We start from the raw sequence: 20548 nt of genomic DNA on the forward strand, positions 1-20548 counted from the left end.
CCGGGACACCCACCGACTCCGTCCGCACACGGACGGTCCTACCTAGACAGGAAAGGTTCATCCTCGTGGTCAACATCTCCGACGTCACCGCCGCCCCCAGCCCCGACCTGCTCACCCCCGACAACTGCGCCGTGCTCTTCGTGGACCACCAGCCACAGATGTTCTTCGCCGCCGCCAGCGGTGACCGCACCTCAATCATGAACGCCACCGTGGGCCTGGCGAAGGCCGCCAAGGTCTTCGACGTGCCGACCGTGCTGAGCACCGTGGCCGCCGAGTCCTTCTCCGGCCCGATCATGCCGCAGCTGGCCGCGGTCTTCCCCGACCAGAAGATCATCGACCGCACCTCGATGAACGCCTGGGAGGACGTGCCCTTCGTCGAGGCCGTCAAGGCGACCGGCCGCAAGAAGCTGGTCATCGCCGGCCTGTGGACTGAGGTCTGTGTCGTCCTGCCGACGCTGTCGGCCCTCGCCCAGGGCTATGAGGTCTACGTCGTCACCGACGCGTCCGGCGGCGTCAGCCCGCACGCACATGAGCACGCCGTCCAGCGCATGATCCAGGCCGGCGCGGTTCCGGTGACGTGGGTGCAGGTGCTCCTGGAGCTCCAGCGGGACTGGGCGCGCACGGAGACGTACGTCCCGGTCACCGAGGTCGTCAAGGAGCACGCCGGCGCCTACGGCCTCGGGGTCGTATACGCGCAGGCCGTCATCGGCGCCCACGCCGCCGGCTGAACGCACCGATTCCGATTCAGGAACAGGCAGGAACACGATGGACGCTGGACTACTGGTCCTCCGGCTGGTGGCGGGCTTGCTCATCGCCGGTCACGGGGTGCAGAAGGTGAGCTTCCGGCTCGGGGGCAACGGCTTGGCGGGCGGAACCGAGGAATTCCGCCGTGACGGATTCCGCGGCGGAGTGCTGACCGCACTCGTCGCGGGAGCCAGTCAGATCGGTGCCGGCCTGTTCCTGGCCCTCGGGCTGCTCACGCCGCTGGCCGCGATGGCCGCGACGGGCGTGATGACGGTCGCGGGCTCGGTCAAGTGGCACAAGGGGCTGTGGGTACAGAACGACGGCTACGAATACCCCCTGGTCCTCGTCACCGTCTCCGCCGCACTGGCCCTCGCCGGACCCGGACGGTGGTCCGTGGACCACGCTCTGGGCATCGCCTCCTGGCCGGTGTGGGTCGCCGTCGCCGCGATCGTGCTGGGTCCGGCGAGCGGACTGCTCACCCGCGTGGTGCTGCACCGGTCGGGCGCCGGGCCGGAAGGGGTGCGGCATGCGCACGTTGCTGACTGACGCGGTCCGCACCCTCCTTCCCCGCGGCGAGGAACGTCATGGTCCGCTCCCCCCGCTGCTGCTGACCATGACGGTGGTCACCGGCCTGGTGGACTCGGTGAGCTATCTGGCCCTCGGACACGTCTTCGTCGCCAACATGACCGGCAACGTGGTCTTCCTGGGGTTCGCCCTGGGAGGCGCCGGCAGCCTGTCCGCGCTCGCGTCCGTCGTCTCGGTGACCGCGTTCCTCCTCGGCGCGCTCGCGGGTGGCAGGCTCGGCACCCGGTTCGCCACGCACCGCGGGCACCTGCTGAGGGCGGCGACGGCGGTGCAGACGGTGCTGGTCACCGTGACCGTGGTGGTCGCCGCGGTCGCCGACGGCCGGGTCACCACCTCCGTCCAGTACACGCTGATCGTATTCCTGGGGCTCGCCATGGGGCTGCAGAACGCGGTCGCCCGGCGCCTCGGCGTCCCGGACCTCACCACCACCGTGCTGACCCTGACGCTGACGGGCCTGGCCGCCGACTCCACGGCGGCCGGCGGCGAGGCGCCGCGCCCCGGCCGCCGGATCCTGTCCGTGCTCGCCATGTTCCTCGGCGCCCTGGTCGGAGCCGCGCTCCTGCTGCACGGCCACCTGGTCCTCGTCCTGAGCCTCACCCTGGTCCTGCTCGCGGTCACCTCCGTGACCGCCCATCGCCTCTCCGCCGCCGACGCCCCCTGGCTGCGGCCACGGCCATGAACACGGCGGTGACCACCCCCGGCGCGAACGCCGGAGCCGGACCTTCGGCGCCTCCTCGGGACCCCTCGTCCATGGAGGCCCGGCGCAGCACCGACCCGCACCCACCGAAAGGAACCCGATGAACCGGCCCTCCCCGGCCCCGGCCGTCGAACGGGCGCACGACAGGCACCGTTACGAGATTCCGGTCGGCGGCCGGCTCGCCGGTCTGACCGCCTATCGCGACCATGCCGAGCAGCGGGTCTTCTACCACACGGAGGTCGACGACGCCTTCGCCGGACAGGGGCTGGCCGCGCGCCTGGTCCAGGAGGCACTCACCGACGTACGCCGCTCAGGCATGCGCATCGTGCCGGTCTGTCCCTATGTGGCCAAGTACCTGGAGAGGCATGAGGAGTTCGCGGACATCACCGACCCGGTGACCCCGGAGATCCTGCACTGGCTCAAGACGGAGCTGCGGGCCCTCACCTGACCGCGCCGTTGGTGGCGTCGACGGTGAGGAAGCGCTGGGCGACGACCAGCAGCACCGCCGCCGGCACCGACGCCAGGACCGCGGTGGCCATCACCGCGTTCCACTGGGTCGTGTGAGCACCGATGTACTCGTAGATGCCCAGGGTGACCGGCCGGACCGTCTCGGTGGTGGTCAGTGTGAGGCCGAAGAGGAAGTCGCTCCAGGCGAAGAGGAAGGTGAAGAGCGCGGCGGTGACCAGGGCGTTCCGGCTCAGCGGCAGCACCACGGCGCAGAAGGTGCGCAGCCTCCCGGCACCGTCCACGCGCGCGGCTTCGATGATCTCCCTGGGAATGCCCCGCATGAACGAGTGCAGGATGATGACGGCGAACGGGACCCCGGAGGTGGAGTCCGCGAGGACGAGTCCCAGGCGGGAGTTCAGCAGTCCCAGGTCGTTGTAGGCGCCGTAGAGCGCGTTCGCCACGACGATGCCCGGCACCATCTGCGTGAACAGGATTCCGAAGAGTACGAGGCGGGTTCCCCGCAGGGAGAACCGGGCCAGGGCGTAGGCGGCCGGGGCCGCCAGCCCGAGGCTGAGCGCGACGCTGCCGAGGGCCACGACGAGGCTGGTGACCAGGTTGGGGCCCTGATCGCGCAGCGCCGTGGCGTAGCCGCTGAGGTGCGGGCGGGAAGGGAACCAGCCCGCCCCCAGTGTGGTGCCCGTCGGCTGCAGAGAGGCGTTCACCATCCAGTAGACGGGAAACAGCATCACCGCGAGCAGGACTGTCCCGACGACGGTGGAGAGCAGGCCACGGCGGCGTCCGCGCCGCGCCGGCCCGCCCCTCATGGGTGCGCGGCGCGCCGGTCGGCGCGCAGGAAGACGAGGGCGAGGACGAGCGAGAGGATGATGAGTACGTTGCCCATGGCGGCGCCGCGCCCGAACTCGAACTGCTGGAAGGACAGTTCGTAGGACTGGGTGGCGAGGGTCTGCGTGGCGTCGGCCGGTCCTCCGCCCGTCACGACGAGGATGATGTCCAGCACCTTGAGGGTGTAGACCACGCCCAACACCAGCACGACGCTCACGGCGGGCCGCAGCAGCGGCCACGTGATGTGGCGGAACGACGCCACCGGACCGGCGCCGTCCAGCTCTGCCGCCTCGTACAGCTGGGCCGGGATGTTCCGCAGGCCGCTGTACAGGATCGCGGTGTTGAAGGGGATTCCCACCCAGATGTTGACGAGGGTCACCGACACGAGTGCCTGTGAGGTGCCGGTGAGCCAGGGGATGCCGGACGACACGAGGTGGAGGGCGCGCAGTGCGTTGTTGACGACTCCGTCGTCGGTGTCGAGCATCCACTTCCACGTCGTGGCCGAGACGACCAGCGGCAGCAGCCACGGCAGCAGCAGGAGCGAGCGCAACAGACCGCCGAGCGGGAAGCTGCGGCGGAAGAACAGGGCCAGGGCGAGACCGAGCAGGAACTGCCCGGCGACCGAACCCGCGGTGAACAGGACCGTGGTCAGCAGTGTCTGGGAGAACAGGCCCGACGACAGGATCTCCGCGTAGTTCCGCAGCCCGACGAACGGCGCGGCCCCGGTGTAGAAGGTGGCGGGCGTGTACTGCTGGAAGCTCAACACCAGGTTCTTGACCACCGGGTAGCCGAAGAACAGCAGCAGGTAGACCGCGGCGGGCACGACGAACAGCCATGGGGCGAGCAGTTCCCGCAAGCGGGTCCGGGTCGCGGCCGGCGGACAGGTCATGAACCGGTCGCGGTCCGCTGCGCGCGCCGGAGCGCCTCCTGCGGCGTCTGCTCGCCCGTCAGCGCGGACTGGATCGCCGTGGATATCGCGGTCGCCGTTCCGGGCCACCTGACTCCGAGTTCGGCGGTACGGGACCGGGCCCGCTCCACGCTGGTGACGAAGCCGGACATCGACGGGACCTGCTCGGCGTACCGGGCCGCCACCGCGGTGCGGGAGGGCACGGTGAAGTGCTCCTTCGCCAAGGCGAGCATGGTCGTGGGGCCGTTCAGGCAGGCCAGGACCTGGGCGGCCTTCTCCTGCCGGGACGGGGAGGAGTTCTGCGGCACCGTCCACACCTCGCCGCCGAGGGGCGGGACGAGCGTCTGCCCCTTCTGACGGACGGGGAGGGGGGCCACTCCCCAGTGCAGGTCACGGTCCTTGTTCAGCGCGGGGATCCGCCAGGGGCCGTTGACCATCATGGCGGCCTTTCCAGCGGCGAACTGGTCGTGGAGGTCGGCCTGGGTCCAGTTCAGTGCCGACCTCGACATGGATCCGCTCTTCACCAGGTCGGTCCACAGCCGGAGGGCCTGCGCGGCCTGCGGCGTGTCCAGGTGCTTCTCGTCCCCGCCGTTGGACCACAGGAAGGGCAGGAACTGCCAGGTGCTTTCGGGGGTTGCGTCGGCCGAGACGGCGATGCCGTAGCGCCCCGGGCGGGTCAGGCGGGCGGCCGCCGTCTGCAGCTCGTCCCAGGTCCGTGGCACGGCGACACCGGCCTGGGCGAGCATGTCCTTGTTGTAGATGAGGGCGACCGTGTTGACGGTGGGCGCCAGCCCGTACACCTTCCCGCGGTAGGTGCCCGCCGACAGGATGCCCTCGGCGAAGCCGGTGGTGTCGATGCGGTAGCGGTCCAGCGGCGTCAGTGCGCCGGTGCTCGCGATCTGCTGGAGGTCGGGGTTGTCCAGCATCAGCAGGTCGGGCAGGGTGCGTGACGACGCCTGTCGCAGGACCGTGGGGATGAGCGACGGCAACGGGACACTGGTGTGCTCGACCTTGACGCCGGCGGTCCTGCCGCAGTCGGTGAGCCGCTTGCTCCACTGGGCGTGCTCGGTCGCGTCGGTGTAGTAGTCGAGCGCGGTGATGGAGGTCACCTTGCCCGGGGCCGACGCGGCGCCGGTTCCCCCGCCGCAACCGGCGGCAGCCAGTGCGAGGGCAACGGTCCCGAGGAGGGTGGTGATCCGTCGCGCCGACGGTCTGGGGGCCGGTGAGTTCAAGGTGGTGCCTTCCCGAGCGAGCCTGTGGTCGAGGCCAGGCGTCCCGCGTCGCCGAGGAGAGGCTTTGACACCGGCGTCTTACCCATCGAACAGGGATGCTAGCCGATTGACCTGCGCATCAGCCGCGCGGGAGCCCGTAGCCGTCGCCGCGGTCCATGCCCTGTTCGGCGGCTTCCCGGATCATCGCCGCCACGGCGCCGGGCTGTGACAGGACGACGCCGTGCGAACCGGCCACCGCGTACTCGGTGGCCGCCATGCGCTGGGCCATGAAGCGCTGGGCCGTGGGGACGATGATCCGGTCGGCGGCAGCGATGGCGTACCACGACGGCTTGCAGGCCCAGGCCGGCGGCCCTGACGTACCGGTCAACGCGCGTCTCGCGATGGGGCGTTGGGTCACGGCGAGGACATCGGTGACGTGCGGTGGCAGGTCGGCGGCGAACGTCGGCCCGAACTGTTCCTCGATGAGGTACAGCTCGTCCCCCGGGCCGTCGGAGAACCGCGCGGGCAGCGCGGCCGTGATGGTGGTGTCGGTCACCGGTGCGGGGGCGAAGCGGCTCAGGATGTCCAGGACGGACTCTCCGGCGTCCAGGCCGAACGCCGCGACGTAGCACATGGCCACGATCTGGTCGCAGTCACCGGCGGCATGGGTGATGACCGCGCCGCCGTAGCCGTGTCCGACCAGCACGACCGGGGCGTCGATCTGACGCACCACGCTCCTGATGTAGGCGGCGTCCTGCGCCAGTCCGCGCAGCGGGTTCGCCGGGGCGAGCACGGTCAGGCCGGCGGCCTGCAGGAGGGTGATGACCCCGGCCCAGGAGGAGGCGTCGGTGAACGCCTCGTGCACGAGCACGACGGTTGGTGGGTGGGGGGCGGGTCCGTTCACGTTCCGATGACCTCCGGATGAGTCCTGGCGTTCAGCCAAGCGCATCCGGTTACCGCGGGCATCGCGTGAACGTACCAAGACGTGACGGACGTACCGGCGGATCCGGTCAGTCCTCGGGCAGGGCCATGACCACATGGGCCAGCTGGACCCTCGAGTTGACCGACAGCTTGCGGAAGGCGGAGGTCAGGTGGGTGTTGACCGTGTGCGGGGAGACGACGAGCAGATCGGCGGCCGACCGGTTGGTGTGGCCCGCGGCGACCAGGCGCGCGATCTTCTTCTCCGAGGCCGTGAGCGCCTCCCAGCCCTGGACCGGGCGCGGTGTGGTCGCCCCGCGGCTGCCGGCCCCGGCACGGTCCAGATCGCGCTGTACGCGTGCCGCCGCGGCGTGGGCACCCGACTCGGCGAACAGGCCGTGGGCGCGGGTCAGGGCGGCCTTGGCCTCGGTTCCCCGGCCTGCCGTCAGCAGTGCCCGGCCGAGATCGGCATGGGCGCCGGCCCGGACCAGCGGGCGCGGGCTTTCCCCGAGGAGTGCCACCGCGCGTTCCAGCAGAGCGAGGTCGCCCCGCACCAGGCCCGCGGCCTGGGCGGCGATGCCCGTGGCGGTGGGCACGGCCGGGTTGCGGGCGCCGTGGGCCTCGGCCTGTGCGGCCAGATCCTCCGCCAGCGCGTGGTCCGCGCCGCCGAGGGCCATGCGTATCGCGGAGTCGACCCAGGTGCGCAGCAGCCGCCAGCGCATGAAGGGACCTTCCTGCTGCACCCGCCGGATCCCGTCGAGGGCGAGCGCGGTGTTCCCCTCGTCGTCGGCGATGAGCGCCTCCAGGAAGCGCACCGCTGCCGTGTTGCCCGGGTTCGGTTTGGTCGCGCGTCGTTCCCGCGCGGCGGTCAGCTGGTGCCGCGCTGCTTCCCGGTCGCCGCGCAGCAGGGCGATCCAGGAGCGGATCACCCGGGCGTTCACCTGCTGGACGCAGATGTGTACGTCGTTCTCCAGGCGCTCCATGGTGACCAGGTCGGCCTCCGCGTCGTCGAGATCACCCAGCCCCAGATGCTGCGAGGCCTGTGCCCACAGCAGCATGGTCTGCGACACCGAGCCGCCGTCGTCCGCCGTCCGCAGCAGCAGCCGCCGGCCGGCCTCGAAGTCGTCCATGTGCTGGTGCGCGACGATCTCCTCGGGAAGGAAGGCGGGGTCGACGGCGCTGAGCGCGGTGAAGCGTTCCAGCGCGACGGCGTTCGCACCCGCGTTCAGAGCGCTCTCCCCCAGACCGAACAGGGCCAGCACGTGTGCCTCCCGGTCACCGGTCGCGATGGCCGCACGCAGGGCGTTCTCGCCGGCCTCCCGTGCCGCGCCGAGATCCTCGCCCCGGGAGAGGGCCAGCGCGCGCAGGGCGATGAGCCGCGCCTCGACCTCCGGGGCGGCACCGCCGAGCGCGAGGGCTGTCTCGGCGCGGCGGCGCAACTCCTCGGCGACGTCCAGGTTCCACAGCGTCCCGCCGAGGGCGGCCTGGATCCGGCCGAACGTCTCCAGCGGCGGCCGGGCGGCCAGCAGCCGGTCGCCGGTCTCCAGCGCCTCGCGGTTCCGGCCGGCCCGGGTCAGACAGACGATCGCCTGCACACCGACGTCGTACCACAACGGCCGTCCGGGAGGCACCAGTTCCAGGGCGCGCGTCATCAGGTCGGCCGCGAGGCCCGGCGTGACCGACAGGACGTCGTCGGCGGCCTGCCGCAGCAGCGTCACCGCTTCGTCGTCTCCGGGCTGGGCGCTCCGGAGAATGTGCGACACCGCGTCGATCGGCCGGTGCCCGGCCGCGACCAGGTGTCCCGCGGCCTCCCGGTGCAGGGCCTTGCGGGCCGACGGCGGGATGTCCACGTAGACGGCCTGGCGCAGCAGGTCGTGCCGGAAGACCAGCTGGTCGCCGTCGTCGTCCAGGAGCCCGGCGCGCACCGCCTCCTCCAGCTCCGCGAGCAGGCCGGCGGACGGTCGGCCGTAGAGCGCGGCGGCCTCGAGGAGGCCGAATCTGCGTCCCAGCACCGCTCCCATCTGCAGGAAGCGCAGGGTGCTGGGGTCAAGTGACCTGAGCCTGCCGCGCACGCCCACCACGAGCCCCTCGGGCACGGGCTCCCCCGACGGGCCGGTGGTCCGCAGTCCCGTGAGCATCTCGACCGCCAGGAACGGGTTCCCGCCGGCTCCGTCGAGCAACTGCCGCACCCGCTCGTCGACGGCCGCGCCCAGGGTGTCGTCGGCCAGCTGGTCGATCGCCGTGCCGGAGAGCGGTCCCAGGGGCACGGTGACCGACAGGAGCCCGCTCTCGGCCGCCTCGACGATCTCCGGCGCCGGGCCGGCGGGATCCTGCCGCCCGGTGAGCACCCACAGAACCGGCGATGTCCGCAGGCGTGCCGGGAGCTGTTTCAGGGCGAACCGGCTCAGTGAATCGGCCCACTGCACGTCGTCCAGGGCGATCAGCACGGGCATCTCGGCGGCCCTGGCCTCGATCGCTTCCGCCACGCGCTCGACCAGCCAGATCCGCTGGTCGTGATGGCGGGTGAGGTCGGCGAACGCGTCACTGGACAGCAGCGGCCGGTCACCATACAGGAGGCAGGCGGCCATCGACGAGAGCGGGACGATGTGGTGCAGCTCGTCGGCCTTGCCCAGACCGACCGCGAAGCCCGCCGCACCGGCCGTGGTGACGACCTCGCCGAGCAGCGCGGTCTTGCCGATGCCCGGCTCCCCTCGGAGCAGGACCAAGGCGCCGCTTCCGGTGCCGACCACCGATGCGAGGACGGCCCGCAGCTGTTCGAGTTCGGTCTCTCGGCCACGCAGACCGCGCCGGGACAGCGACCCGTCCGACCGCTCCACTCACGCCCCTCTGTCCGCACTCGCCGACCGCCTCCGGTCCAGGCAGCCATGCGGAGCGGCGATGTCGCCCTATGCCGTCGCCCGCCTGTCCGGGTGGGGGGCCGGCCGGGGCGCGGACGGCGCTCCGCGTGTCCACTATCGCAAGAACCGCAGCTCAGTGCATACCCCGGGGGGCGACCAGGGCCGTGCGGCGGCTCTGAGCGGGTTGGGCGAAGTCGGCTACGGTTCGGCAGCGCCGCCAAGGGGCGCGGCGAAGTGCGCGACCAGCCACGACGACGGCCGTGGACGAGCGACGGCATGGCGCGGCACTTCGAGCGGAGGGTTCAGGCGCCCGGTGGCGACGTGTGCGTACGACGCTCGAGTGCCGCGTGGTCCCGCCACTCGACGGGGGACATCCCGTAGGCGCCCCGGAACGCCCGGCTGAAGTGGGCGGCGCTGACGAAGCCCCACCGTCGGCCCACCGCGGCGATGGTCCGGCTCGCCGCGTCCCGGCGGGCCAGCTCACGTCGGCACTGCTCCAGCCGGCGGCCCTGGATCCACCGGCGGACGGTGGTGCCCTCGTTCTGGAAGAGGCTGTACAGGTAGCGCAGGGAGATCTGATTGGCCCGGGCGATGGCCTCCGGGGCCAGGTCGGGGTCCGCCAGGTGACGGTCGATGTACGCCTGGACCCGCATCAGCAGCACGCGGGTGGCGCTCGGTGTGCCCGCGCTGTCACCGCCGCGTCGCTCGTCGGCCAGCACCGTGAGCAGGTCCAGGACGTTGCGGGTGATCAGGTCGCCGACGTGCTGCGGATACGCGCCCGCGGTGTCCACGAGGCGGGACAGGAAGGGGGACAGCAGGTGGCCGAGGGGCGTCGTGGAGTCGAGGGGAGAGGCCGTGATCCGGCACAGGTCCGACTCCCTCAGGCTCAGCAGGTGCCGGGGCAGGACGAGGGCCTTCGTCCGGAAGGTGTCGGGGAAGGTCAGCCGCATGGGACGCGCCCGGTCGTAGACGAAGAGCTGCCCGGGCTCGACATACGCGTCGCGCGCGTCCTGCTCGACCCGGGCGAGCCCGCTGCTCAGCAGCATCACGACCACGTGGTCGTCGCCGGTGGACCCCGCGATGAGCCGCGGTGTGCGCACGGTCTGCAGGGCTTCGCTGTCCACCGTGACGCCCCGTGTCCGGCCCGCCGGTGACGCATGGATCGTGCCGGAGAACACCTCCTCGGCGAGCTTGACGTCCACGGCTCCGAAGGTGTGGGCCACGGCGTCGCGCCAGTAGGTCCGTCTTCGCTCCCTGGGCACCCCGTCCGTGGTGTAGAAGATGCCCGCGGGCTGCTTCCCCGTCCCCTTCACCGATACGTCCGACATGATCTCCGCCCTTCAGCCGCCGTGCGCTGCGGACACCGTGCCAGCGGGGCACGGGGTGGCGCATCGAGTGAACGCACTAGATCCGGGATACGGGGCGGAGATACGGGGGACCGCGGGACCTCAGTCGAAGCGCAGGTCGGAGAGCTGCCGTTCGAGGGCGGTGACCTCGTCGTCGGGCGTCGTCTCCGACGCCGGGCGGGCGGCCATGGCGACGGTCAGTTCACCGGCCGCCCGCTGGATGCGGGCGGGCAGGCCCTCGGTGTAGTCGTCGCCGCCGGACCCCCAGTCCTCGGACGCCGCGTACACCGCGGTGGGGACGACACCGGCTCGCAGGTAGGCGAAGAGCGGGCGCAACGCGTGCTCCAGAACCAGGGAGTGGCGGGCCGTCCCTCCCGTCGCCGCGATCAGGACCGGCGTGCCGGTGAGGGCGTCCGGGTCGATGAGGTCGAAGAAGGACTTGAACAGCCCGCTGTAGGAGGCGGTGAACACGGGCGTCACGGCGATCAGGCCGTCCGCGCCCGTCACCGCGTCGATCGCGGACGCCAGCTGGGGCGGCGGGAAACCGGTCACGAGGTGGTTGGCGACGGCGACGGCCAGTTCGCGCAGCTCGATGACCTCGGTCTGTACGTCGTGGCCCTCGGCGGCCAGGTCGGTGCGGGCCGACTCGGCGAGCCGGTCGGCGAGCAGGCGGGTGGACGACGGGGTGCTCAGCCCCGCCGAGACGGCGACGAGCTTCACGCGGCGGCCACCTCCCGCGCGGTCCGCAGGGACTCGTGGGTGGGCGCGTCCGGCACGTCGGCCGGGCGGCCGATCGCGAACTCCTTGCGCAGCACCGGTACGACCTCCTCGCCGAGGATGTCGAGCTGCTCCAGCACGGTCTTCAGTGGCAGGCCCGCGTGGTCCATCAGGAACAGCTGCCGCTGGTAGTCGCCGACGGTCTCGCGGAAGGACAGCGTCCGCTCGATGACCTGCTGCGGGGAGCCCACCGTAAGCGGGGTCTGCTCGGTGAAGTCCTCCAGGGACGGCCCGTGGCCGTAGACCGGCGCGTTGTCGAAGTACGGGCGGAACTCCCGTACGGCGTCCTGGGAGTTCTTCCGCATGAACACCTGCCCGCCCAGGCCGACGATGGCCTCCTCGGGCCGGCCGTGACCGTGGTGGGCGTACCTGCGCCGGTACAGCTGGACCATCCGTCGCGTGTGGTCGGCGGGCCAGAAGATGTTGTTGTGGAAGAAGCCGTCGCCGTAGAAGGCGGCCTGTTCGGCGATCTCGGGCGAGCGGATCGAGCCGTGCCACACGAACGGCGGTACGCCGTCCAGCGGGCGGGGCGTGGACGTGAAGCCCTGCAGGGGAGTGCGGAACGTCCCCTCCCAGTCCACGACGTCCTCGCGCCACAGCCGACGCAGCAGGGCGTAGTTCTCCTTGGCGAGGTCGATGCCCTGCCGGATGTCCTTGCCGAACCAGGGGTAGACCGGCCCGGTGTTGCCGCGGCCCATCATCAGGTCCACCCGGCCGCCGGCCAGGTGCTGGAGCATCGCGTAGTCCTCGGCGATCTTCACCGGGTCGTTGGTGGTGATCAGTGTCGTGGCCGTGGAGAGGATCAACTTCTCGGTGCGGGCCGCGATGTAGCCGAGCATCGTGGTCGGCGACGACGGCACGAACGGCGGGTTGTGGTGCTCACCGGTCGCGAAGACGTCGAGGCCGACCTCCTCCGCCTTGAGCGCGATGGCGACCATCGCCTTGATGCGCTCGTGCTCCGAGGGGGTACGGTCGTTGGTCGGGTCGGGGGTGACGTCCCCCACCGAGAAGATTCCGAACTGCATGGGCGCCTCTTCGTTCCGGCGAGCTGTGTGGATGCCGGAAATGTAGGCACGGCTCGGGCGATGCCCCTTGTCCGTGCGCGCAGCGGTGCTGGTCCCTCGGTGCCCTCCTGCGGCCCGCGGGGTGGGCTGCCGCCTTTCCGTCCGTGACTGTGCAGCGTGGGGCCACTGCACGGGCGCTGAGAGGCAATCGCCGTACCCGGTCGGCTGCCTAGCGTGGCAGTCCCCTCTGCCTCCCCGGAGTACCCATGGCTTCCGCAACCGTCGTCGAACTGTCCCGATGGCAGTTCGCGATCACCGCGATCTTCCATATGACCTTCCCCGCGCTCACCGTCGGCCTGTCCGTGCTCCTCGCGGTCGTGTACACGGTCTACGTGCGCACGGGGAATCCCCTGTATCTGCAGATCTTCCGGTTCTGGAAGAAGATCTTCGCCGTCGGCTTCGGCCTGGGCGTCGTCGCCGGCACGGTGATGACGTTCGAGTTCGGCCTCAACTGGGGCGTCTACGCCCACGCCGTCGGTCCCGTCATCGGGGTCACGATCGGCATGGAGGTGATCACCGCCTTCTTCCTGGAGGCGGGGTTCATCGGCCTGATGCTGTACGGCGACGGGCGGATCCGCCCGCGCACCATTGCATTGGCGAGCTGGATGGTCGCCTTCGGCACGCTGCTGTCCACCACCTGGATCCTGTCGGCCAACAGCTGGATGCAGGACCCCGTCGGCTACGAGAAGGCCGACGGCCAGTTCCACGCCCGGGACTGGGCCGGCATCCTGCTCAATCCCGCCTTCGCCCACCGCTTCCCGCACATGCTGCTGGCCGTGCTGATCAGCGCCGCCTGGTTCGTCGGCGGGATCTCCGCCTGGTATCTGGTGAAGAACCGGGTGCACGCCCGGCCCATGGCCCGCCGCTGTCTGTCCATCGCGCTCGGTGTGCTGGGCGTGCTGATGCCGATCCAGCTGTACGTGGGAGACGGCACAGCGGTCTTCATGGGTCAGCACCAACTGCCCAAGCTGGAGGCGTTCGAGGGGAACTGGAAGAGCGACAACAACGGCTACAACCTGCTCGTCGTCCCCGACACCGACAAGGGCGAGAACAGGCTGCACGTCGAGATCCCCTACCTCGGCTCGGCCATTGCCCAGGACCTCAGCGGCCAGACGAACACGCCCGGCCTGCTGCTGACCCCGCCCGGTGAACGCCCCAACATGTGGACCACCTTCTACGGCTTCCGCGCGATGTACTTCACCGCGCTGCTCATGTTCGGCACGGCCTTCGCGGGCGTGGTCCTGCGCATGCGGCGCCGCCTGTTCGACTCGCGTCGCTTCCTCAAGTGGCTGGTGTGGATGACCCCGGCCGGGATCATCGCCATCACCGGCGGCTGGATCGTCGCCGAGACGGGCCGCCAGCCCTGGGTGGTCTACGGCCAACTGCGCACCGCCGACGCGGTCTCCCACCTCAGCGTCCTCGACGTCACGGTCAGTCTGGCGGGCTTCGTCCTGCTCTATCTCACCCTGCTGGCCATCTGGGCCCGCTACATCGTCCGCACGGTCAAGGCCGGCCCCGAGGCCCTGCCCACGGGCCCCGCCGCGCCCGACACATCGGAGGCCCTCGTTGCTTGAGTACGCCAGTTACGCGCTCGTCCTCTTCTCCCTCGCCATGTACGTCGTCCTCGACGGCTACGACCTCGGGGTGGGCATGCTCAGCCTGGCCGCGCGGCCGGAGCGCCGACGGGAGTACGGCGAGATCGTCGCCACCGCCTGGGACGCCAACGAGAGCTGGATCATCCTGGCCGGGGTCGTCCTGTGGGCCGGACTGCCCGGTGTCTACGCAGTGGTCCTGCCCGCCGTCTACCTGCCGTTGACCGGCATGCTGATCGCCGTCATCCTGCGCGGCCTCGGCCTGGAGATGCACAGCGCGGCCGGCGGCTACCGGCGGGGCTGGGCGTTGCTGTTCGGTGGGGCGTCGCTCGCCGCGGCCGTGTGCCAGGGGCTCGTCCTCGGGGCCGTGCTCACCGGCCCGCACCAGCGCGACGGCGTCTTCCAGGGCGGGGCGTTCGACTGGCTCAGCCGCTACGGCGTGCTGTGCGCGCTGGGCCTGGTCGCCGTGTACCTGCTGGCCGGTGCCGCCTGGCTGCAGGACAAGACCGCGGGATGGTCGCGGCCGGAAGTCCGGCGCACCGGACGGGCGTTGCTGGTGGCCACCGCTGTCATGGCGGTCGTACTGAGTCTGCTGCTGCCGGGCGCCGACCCGCAGCGGTTCGATGTCCACTCGTCGCGGGCCGTACTGTTCTGGCTCACGGTCGGTGCCGCCGCGGTGGCCGGTGGGGTCGCCTGGTACGGCTTCGGGCGGCGCCCCGACTGGCGGCCGTTCGCCGCGGTGGCCACGATGACGGTCTGCGGACTGCTCGGGCTGGTGGCGCTCACGGCGCCGGTCGTCGTGCCGCCCGCGCTGACCGTCCACCAGGCCGCGAGCCCGCACTCCTCGCAACTCTTCCTGGTCCTGGGCGTCGGGCTGTGCATGCCGTTGGTGCTGGCTTACAACCTGTACGCCTGGCGGAGTTTCCGCGGCAAGTACACCGATCCGGTGGAGCGTCCGCTCCCGCCGCTGCCCGTCCGCACCCACCCCTTGACGGCCCCCACCGTGTCCGAAGGCGGCGCGCGGACGGTCGCACGACGGATCATGCTGGTGGTGCTCGGCATCCTGGCCACCGCCCTGTCTCAGGACGTCTTCGGCGGTGTGGCGGACTGGATCGGTCCTGTCGGCATCACCGTCCTGGGCGGTACGGCCATGGCGGCGTGGATCGCGGGTGACCGCCGGGACCGGCGTGCCGGATACTTCGACGCGGACGCCGAGGCGGAGAGCACCTCATGACCACCTCGGACGTGCTCCTGGACGAACTGGCCGGGGACGCGGCGCCCGCCGCCCGGCTGAAGGAGTGGGCGGACGCCGGCCGGGCGGAGCTGCGCCGGGCGGGGCTGCTGCGCGGCGCGGCCCAGCTCGGGACGGTCCTGTGGGCGGGCGGGCTGTCCTGGGGCGCCGAGCGCGGCCTGTCCGCACTCCATGGCAACCCCGCGTCCGCCGTGCTGCCGCCCGCGCTGCTGATCGCGGGTGGCGTCGCCCTACGCGCCGTCCTGCTGGCCGCGGGCGACGCGGCGGCCGCGCGCGGCGCGCGTACCGTACGGGAGACCCTGCGCGGGCGGCTCGTCGAGACGGCGCTGCCCGCGTACGGCCCGGCCTCTGCCGAGGCCGACGACGCGGCCGTGATCCAGGCCGTCGACGGCGAGGTGGACGAGCTGACCGACTGGCTCACCGACTACCTGCCCGCGCGGACCAGCATGCTGCTCGGCAGCGGCCTCGTCCTGGCGGCGATCGCCGCCCGCAGCTGGTTCGTCGCCCTGCTCGTGCTGGCCGCCACTCCCCTGCTGCCCGCCAACCTCAAGGTCATCGGCCTCGGCACCCAGACCGCCGTACGCGCCCAGCTGACCGCGATCCGCGGCCACCGGGCCCGGCTCCTCGACCACCTGCGCGGCCTGCCCACCCTGGTCGGGCTCGGGGCGCACGACCGGGCGGCCGACGAGCTGGCCCTGAACGACCGGGAGGTCGCCGGGCGCACGGAGAAGGTACTGCGCATCGCCTTCCTGTCGACCGCGTGGGTGGAACTGCTCATCACCGGAACCCTCGCCGTGGTGGCGACCTACTGCGGACTGGTGCTGCTCGACTATCTGGCCCTGCCCGTCGTACCGGCCCACATGAGCCTGTCCGCCGCCCTGTTCGTGCTGGTCCTGGTGCCCGCCTACTTCGCGCCGGCCCGGGAACTGGCCGCCGGGTACCACGCCCGCGCGCGGGCGAGTGCCGCGGCGGGCCTGCTGGGCCAGGTGCTGGACGCGGGGCGTGAGGTCACCGCGGTGCCACCGGCCCCACGACGTGCCACAGCGCCGCCCGGACTGCACCTGGTCATGGTGACGGATCACCACCAGGCGCGGAGAACAGCGGCGTTGGCGGGGCTCGAGCTGCGCCTTGCGCCGGGACGGTGCCTCGCGGTGACGGGTCCCAGCGGGGCCGGGAAGTCCACGCTGCTCGCCGTCGCGGCCGGGCTGTACACGCCGCGCGGCGGACGCGCGTTCCATGTGCTGGACGGCCGGCCCGTCCCCGCCGACCCCAGCCGGGTCGCCTGGGTGGGCCAGCCCGCGCACCTGCTGCCGGGCACCCTGCGAGAGAACCTGCTGCTGGCGAGGCCCACCGCGAACGACGACGACCTGCTGGACGCCATCGCCGCCCTCGGCTTCGAGGACCTCCTCGCCGCGCTGCCGCGGGGACTGGACACCCCGCTCGGCGAACGCGGCTCCGGCCTGTCCTCCGGCCAGTCCCAACGGCTCGCCCTGGTACGGGCGTTGCTGCAAGACGCGCCGCTGCTGTGCCTGGACGAACCCACCGCGCACCTGGACCCGGAGGCGGAGCGGCGCGTGCTGTCCGCGCTGCGCACGCTGGCCCGCGACCGTACGGTCCTGCTCGCCACCCACAGCCCCGCGCTGCTGACGCTTGCGGACCAGGTCGTCAGGCTGGACCACGGGAGGAGCCGATGAAGCCGGTGAACGGGATCAGCGCCTGGCGGCTGCTGCGTACGGTGGCTTCCCGCCGCGCCCTGCTGACCGGCGTGCTGTGCGCGGCCGCGGCGGAGGTCAGCGGGGCCGCGCTGCTGGGGGTGTCCGGCTGGTTCCTGACGACGTGTGCCGTGGTCACCCTCCAGGCCAACACCACGTGGTCCTGGATGTATCCCTCGGGTGCGGTCCGGGCCCTGGCCCTCACCCGAACCGGTCTGCGCTACCTGGAACGCCTGGTCAACCACCGGACCCTGCTGGACACCCAGGTGGCCCTGCGGGCCCTGCTGGCACGCGGCGCCGCCGGTCTGACGCCCCGTCAATTGCGCGCCGAGCGCGACGGAACGCTGCTCACCCGGCTCACAGCCGATGTGGAGACCGTCGCGGGCCTGCCGGCGAACGCCCTCGCCCCGCTGACGGCCGCGCTCGCGACCGCGGGCCTGGTCGATGTCCTGCTGCTGTGGGCGATGCCGATCCTGGGCCTGACCGAACTGGCCGTCTGGGCGGTCGGCCTCGCCTGCGTCCGCCGCTTCCACTTCCGCGCGCGCACCCACCTCGCCGACGCCGCCGCAGCCAGGGCCGCGCTGCGTACCGTGTTGCTGGGCAGCCGGACGGCCTTCAACGAGCTGCGGTGCCTGGACGCGGTGCCGTTGGCACGGCGAACGGCCACGAGCGCCATGGCGGCGGTCGAGTCCGCCGAGTGGGCCGCGGCCCGGGCCGAGCGGCAGGGCCGCCTGGCACTGCGTCTCCTCGCCGCACTCGGCCAGGCGGCGGTCCTGGTCATCGCCCTGCGCGCAGCCCCGGCCCAGCCGATCGCGGTGGCAGTCGGCGAGGTGTTGCTCATAGCCGCCGGATGGGAGCTGCTGGAACGGTTTCCGCGACTGGCGCAGCACCTGACTCAGGCCAAGGACGCGGCCGGGCGGCTGGGCCCCCTCGCCACCGGGGCGCACCCGGCGGGCCGGCAGCAGGCGACCGAGGGCATCCTCGACGTGGTCGGCCTTCCGCTCGTCGGCTCCCTCACGGCACTCACCCTGACCGCCGCGGGTCCCGCCCTCGTCCTGATCACCGGTCCCAATGGCAGCGGGAAGTCGACCCTGCTCGGCCAACTCGCCGGGCGCGAACCGGCGCCCGCAGGCACCGTCCTCCTCGACGGCACTCCCCTGCACGACCTGTCCGCCGAGGCCGCCGCCGAGACGCTCACCCTCGTCGAGGCAGACGACTGGCTGGCCGACGACACGATCGCGGCCAACCTCCGCCAGGCGGCACCGTCGGCCGACGCCGCCGCACTGCGGGCCGCTTTGGAAGTGGTCGGCCTGTCGGCGCTTCCGTTGCAGACGCCGGTGGGTCCTGGCGGCCGTCTGCTGTCCCAAGGGCAGCGAAGGCGCCTCGCCACGGCCCGCGCCGTACTGAGGCGTCCTCGGATCCTGCTGCTCGACGAGCCGGTGGCGGGCCTGGACCGCGCCACCGCCGAGGCGCTCCTGGCCGCGCTGCCCCGGGCGTTGCCGCAGACCGCGCTGGTGATCGCCCTCCAGGAACAGGACCTCGGCCTGCTGGAGGGCGCTGCGGATGCCGTCGTACGACTCGGACGGGCCGTGGAGCGGGCGTGCGCGTAGTCCCCGTACGGGGCTGTACCGGCGGCGCGCGGAAGGGGCCGAGGCCGCCTTCGGCCCTGGCCCCTTACTGTCGTTGCGTCAGTCGGTCTCGGAGTCCGGGATCAGATGCGTCGCCGCCTCCTCGGGCGATACCCCGGCGCCGTCCGTCCCCGGTCGAAGGCGAACCGGTCGGGTTCGAGGCTCACCCCTCGCCACCGCTCCGACGCGTGACGCCGGTGGTTCCCCCCGCCCAGGGCCTCTCCGGGGGCGAACAGCCCTCGTCCAGAGCCTGGTCATCCGCGGGTGGTCCAGGGTGCAGCGTCGTCTTGAATGTCCGGACACCGGCTCTTCACCCCCGCGTTGGTGATCCCCCGCCGTAGGAGTGGCCGACGAGGGCCACTGGACCGGAGATGGTCGCCAGGAAGTCGGACACCGTCTCGGCGTCCTGGGCGACACCGCGCAGCGGGTTCGGCGGGGCGTAGACGTTGTCACCCGCGTGAAGCGGAAAGGGCGAGGGGCGAGCTGAATCCGTGCAATCCGGGAAGACGCGTGCCGCACAAGCGCCTTTTCGGACAACCCCCGGTGCACTTGTCGGCAAGGCAACGGAGCAGCCGCGGCTTACGGTCGTCCACAACCGTACGAACAGTCAGATACAGGGGGCGGAGTGAGAATCCCTCTTTCCGATTCCGCGGATGCGTGCTCGATCGTCTTTCCCACGGAAGTCCATATCAGCGTGGCCGGCGAAGCGTGGGTACCGCTCCCCGCCGCGCTCCGTTACGACGTGGCCGACCCGTATGCCGTGCGCCTGTCCATGGGCGCCCCTGCGGCCCCTTCCGTCGACTGGGTCTTCGCCCGGTCGCTGCTCGCGGAGGGAATCCACCGGCCCACGGGAATCGGAGACGTGGTGGTCATCCCGCGGCACCGCCGCCGCCCGGAGTCGGTCCGCATCCTCTTCAGGACCCGCGCCGGGGCGGCGCTTCTCGCGGTCCACGCCCTCGTGGTCACGGACTTCCTGCGCCGGTCCGAGGCGCTGGTGCCGCCGGGCACCGAGCACCACCACATCGATGTGGACCGCGTCATCGACCGGCTCACGGCCGGCCATGAGTGAGACGCCGCCCGGCGCGATGCGGGTGACGGCCTGCAGGCACAGCCGGGGTCCGGCCGCGTGCAGGACGGTGTACAAGGTGTCCGTCACCTGTACCCGGGCCGCCTGGGAGCCGTGCGTGCCACGGAGCTGGTCGAACAGCACGATCTCCGAGAGTCCCTGGAGACGGTCGCTCGACAGATTCCCCGCGTGGTCTCGGGTACGTCTCAGCGTGTGCCGTACTTGACCGTCCAGTCGCGCGAACCGGCTGCCGAGTCGCTCGACCGCCGCCTCAGTCGCCGCCTCACCCTCCTCTGCAGCTGTTCGACGCACCGCACCCCCCGTGGTCATCCCTGTCCTCCGCATACCTCGGCACTCCCCGCGACACAGGGTAACGAGGCCAGCGCAATCAGCACACGTCAACCCGAGACCTGTCGCCGTATAGCCCGAGCCCAAGAACAGCCCCAACGCGCTGCTCAACGGGTTGAGCCCGACAAGTCGATTGACCCGCGCTACCTGATCCAGGACGACCACTTCACGCTCCGTCAGAAAAAGCGTCGACCGAGCGTCAAGACATTTCCCGAACCCGTCTCTTACGGAGCTGAGACAGAGCGTTCTGGACCAACGCCCACGCTGCGAAACCGCAGGTGAGACACATGGCGGGAACCTACAACATGCTCCACGCGGTGAACTTCGGGAAACAGGTCGAGCACAACCGGCCGCGCCTGAGAAACCAAGAAAACCGCGGGTCAGACGCCCTTTGCTGCGGGCTCCAGAATCGCCACGCACTCCACGTGATGCGTCATCGAAATCACGTCACAGGAACCCGGAGCCGAAACAACCGCAGGTCAGATCGGGTTTTGCGGCTGCACTGACCACCTTGCGGACGTCTGGAGCGTCAAACGAGCGTCATGACGACACG

Annotated in this window: 17 protein-coding genes; 9 read left to right on the top strand and 8 right to left on the bottom strand. The window is 71.6% G+C overall.

Translation table 11 applies throughout. The features are described from left to right. The first annotated feature begins 65 nt into the window (after positions 1-65). The 4 genes from A6P39_RS12490 (at position 66) to A6P39_RS12505 (ending at position 2474) form a co-directional block, all read left to right on the top strand. On the top strand, positions 66-728 hold the full coding sequence (locus A6P39_RS12490) for a hydrolase (protein WP_067054606.1): 663 nt from the start codon (positions 66-68) through the stop codon (positions 726-728). 37 nt (positions 729-765) lie between these two features. Then, the gene (locus A6P39_RS12495; protein ID WP_067054915.1) at positions 766-1290 is read left to right on the top strand and encodes a DoxX family protein; all 525 of its coding nucleotides are present in this window, start codon (positions 766-768) and stop codon (positions 1288-1290) included. Then, complete coding sequence (locus tag A6P39_RS12500) at positions 1271-2008, top strand: YoaK family protein (RefSeq protein WP_067054608.1); 738 nt, start codon at positions 1271-1273, stop codon at positions 2006-2008. The genes A6P39_RS12495 and A6P39_RS12500 overlap by 20 nt, the downstream gene beginning before the upstream one ends. Positions 2009-2126: 118 nt before the next feature. Then, positions 2127-2474, top strand: coding sequence for a GNAT family N-acetyltransferase (locus A6P39_RS12505; RefSeq protein WP_067054610.1), 348 nt, complete (start codon positions 2127-2129; stop codon positions 2472-2474). Here the strand turns inward: A6P39_RS12505 and A6P39_RS12510 are convergent. The 8 genes from A6P39_RS12510 to A6P39_RS12545 form a co-directional block, all read right to left on the bottom strand. Next, positions 2467-3297 (bottom strand): carbohydrate ABC transporter permease, encoded by an 831-nt coding sequence (locus A6P39_RS12510; protein WP_067054612.1) that lies wholly within the window; start codon positions 3295-3297, stop codon positions 2467-2469. The genes A6P39_RS12505 and A6P39_RS12510 overlap by 8 nt on opposite strands. After that, the gene (locus tag A6P39_RS12515) at positions 3294-4205 is read right to left on the bottom strand and encodes a carbohydrate ABC transporter permease (protein WP_067054613.1); all 912 of its coding nucleotides are present in this window, start codon (positions 4203-4205) and stop codon (positions 3294-3296) included. Before A6P39_RS12515 ends, A6P39_RS12510 begins: the two co-directional genes overlap by 4 nt. After that, positions 4202-5455, bottom strand: a complete 1254-nt coding sequence (locus A6P39_RS12520) for a sugar ABC transporter substrate-binding protein (RefSeq protein WP_275883852.1) — start codon at positions 5453-5455, stop codon at positions 4202-4204. The genes A6P39_RS12515 and A6P39_RS12520 overlap by 4 nt, the downstream gene beginning before the upstream one ends. 118 nt (positions 5456-5573) lie before the next feature. Then, a complete protein-coding gene (locus A6P39_RS12525; protein WP_234379224.1) occupies positions 5574-6338 on the bottom strand; it encodes an alpha/beta fold hydrolase in 765 nt (254 codons plus the stop codon). 106 nt (positions 6339-6444) lie between these two features. After that, positions 6445-9189, bottom strand: a complete 2745-nt coding sequence (locus A6P39_RS12530) for a helix-turn-helix transcriptional regulator (RefSeq protein ID WP_067054618.1) — start codon at positions 9187-9189, stop codon at positions 6445-6447. Positions 9190-9512: 323 nt separating this feature from the next. Further along, a complete protein-coding gene (locus tag A6P39_RS12535) occupies positions 9513-10538 on the bottom strand; it encodes a helix-turn-helix domain-containing protein (protein WP_067054619.1) in 1026 nt (341 codons plus the stop codon). Between the two features lie 120 nt (positions 10539-10658). Further along, the gene (locus A6P39_RS12540; RefSeq protein WP_067054622.1) at positions 10659-11276 is read right to left on the bottom strand and encodes an FMN reductase; all 618 of its coding nucleotides are present in this window, start codon (positions 11274-11276) and stop codon (positions 10659-10661) included. Continuing rightward, positions 11273-12358: an LLM class flavin-dependent oxidoreductase gene (locus A6P39_RS12545; RefSeq protein WP_067054624.1), complete on the bottom strand. Its 1086-nt coding sequence runs from the start codon at positions 12356-12358 to the stop codon at positions 11273-11275. The genes A6P39_RS12540 and A6P39_RS12545 overlap by 4 nt, the downstream gene beginning before the upstream one ends. Before the next feature lie 245 nt (positions 12359-12603). On the opposite strand from A6P39_RS12545, the gene A6P39_RS12550 reads away from it, so the two are divergent. From A6P39_RS12550 to A6P39_RS12570, 5 genes are all read left to right on the top strand, one after another. Beyond that, positions 12604-13971, top strand: coding sequence for a cytochrome ubiquinol oxidase subunit I (locus A6P39_RS12550; RefSeq protein ID WP_067054627.1), 1368 nt, complete (start codon positions 12604-12606; stop codon positions 13969-13971). Next, entirely contained in the window at positions 13964-15223 is a 1260-nt protein-coding gene (locus A6P39_RS12555; protein ID WP_067054631.1) for a cytochrome d ubiquinol oxidase subunit II, read from the top strand. Before A6P39_RS12550 ends, A6P39_RS12555 begins: the two co-directional genes overlap by 8 nt. After that, on the top strand, positions 15220-16935 hold the full coding sequence (locus tag A6P39_RS12560; protein ID WP_067054633.1) for an ABC transporter ATP-binding protein/permease: 1716 nt from the start codon (positions 15220-15222) through the stop codon (positions 16933-16935). The genes A6P39_RS12555 and A6P39_RS12560 overlap by 4 nt, the downstream gene beginning before the upstream one ends. Then, entirely contained in the window at positions 16932-18563 is a 1632-nt protein-coding gene (locus A6P39_RS12565) for an ATP-binding cassette domain-containing protein (protein WP_067054635.1), read from the top strand. The genes A6P39_RS12560 and A6P39_RS12565 overlap by 4 nt, the downstream gene beginning before the upstream one ends. Before the next feature lie 712 nt (positions 18564-19275). Continuing rightward, positions 19276-19650 (top strand): SsgA family sporulation/cell division regulator, encoded by a 375-nt coding sequence (locus A6P39_RS12570; RefSeq protein WP_079133778.1) that lies wholly within the window; start codon positions 19276-19278, stop codon positions 19648-19650. Positions 19651-20548 lie beyond the last annotated feature (898 nt).

This window comes from Streptomyces sp. FXJ1.172 (assembly GCF_001636945.3).
Taxonomy (GTDB): domain Bacteria; phylum Actinomycetota; class Actinomycetes; order Streptomycetales; family Streptomycetaceae; genus Streptomyces.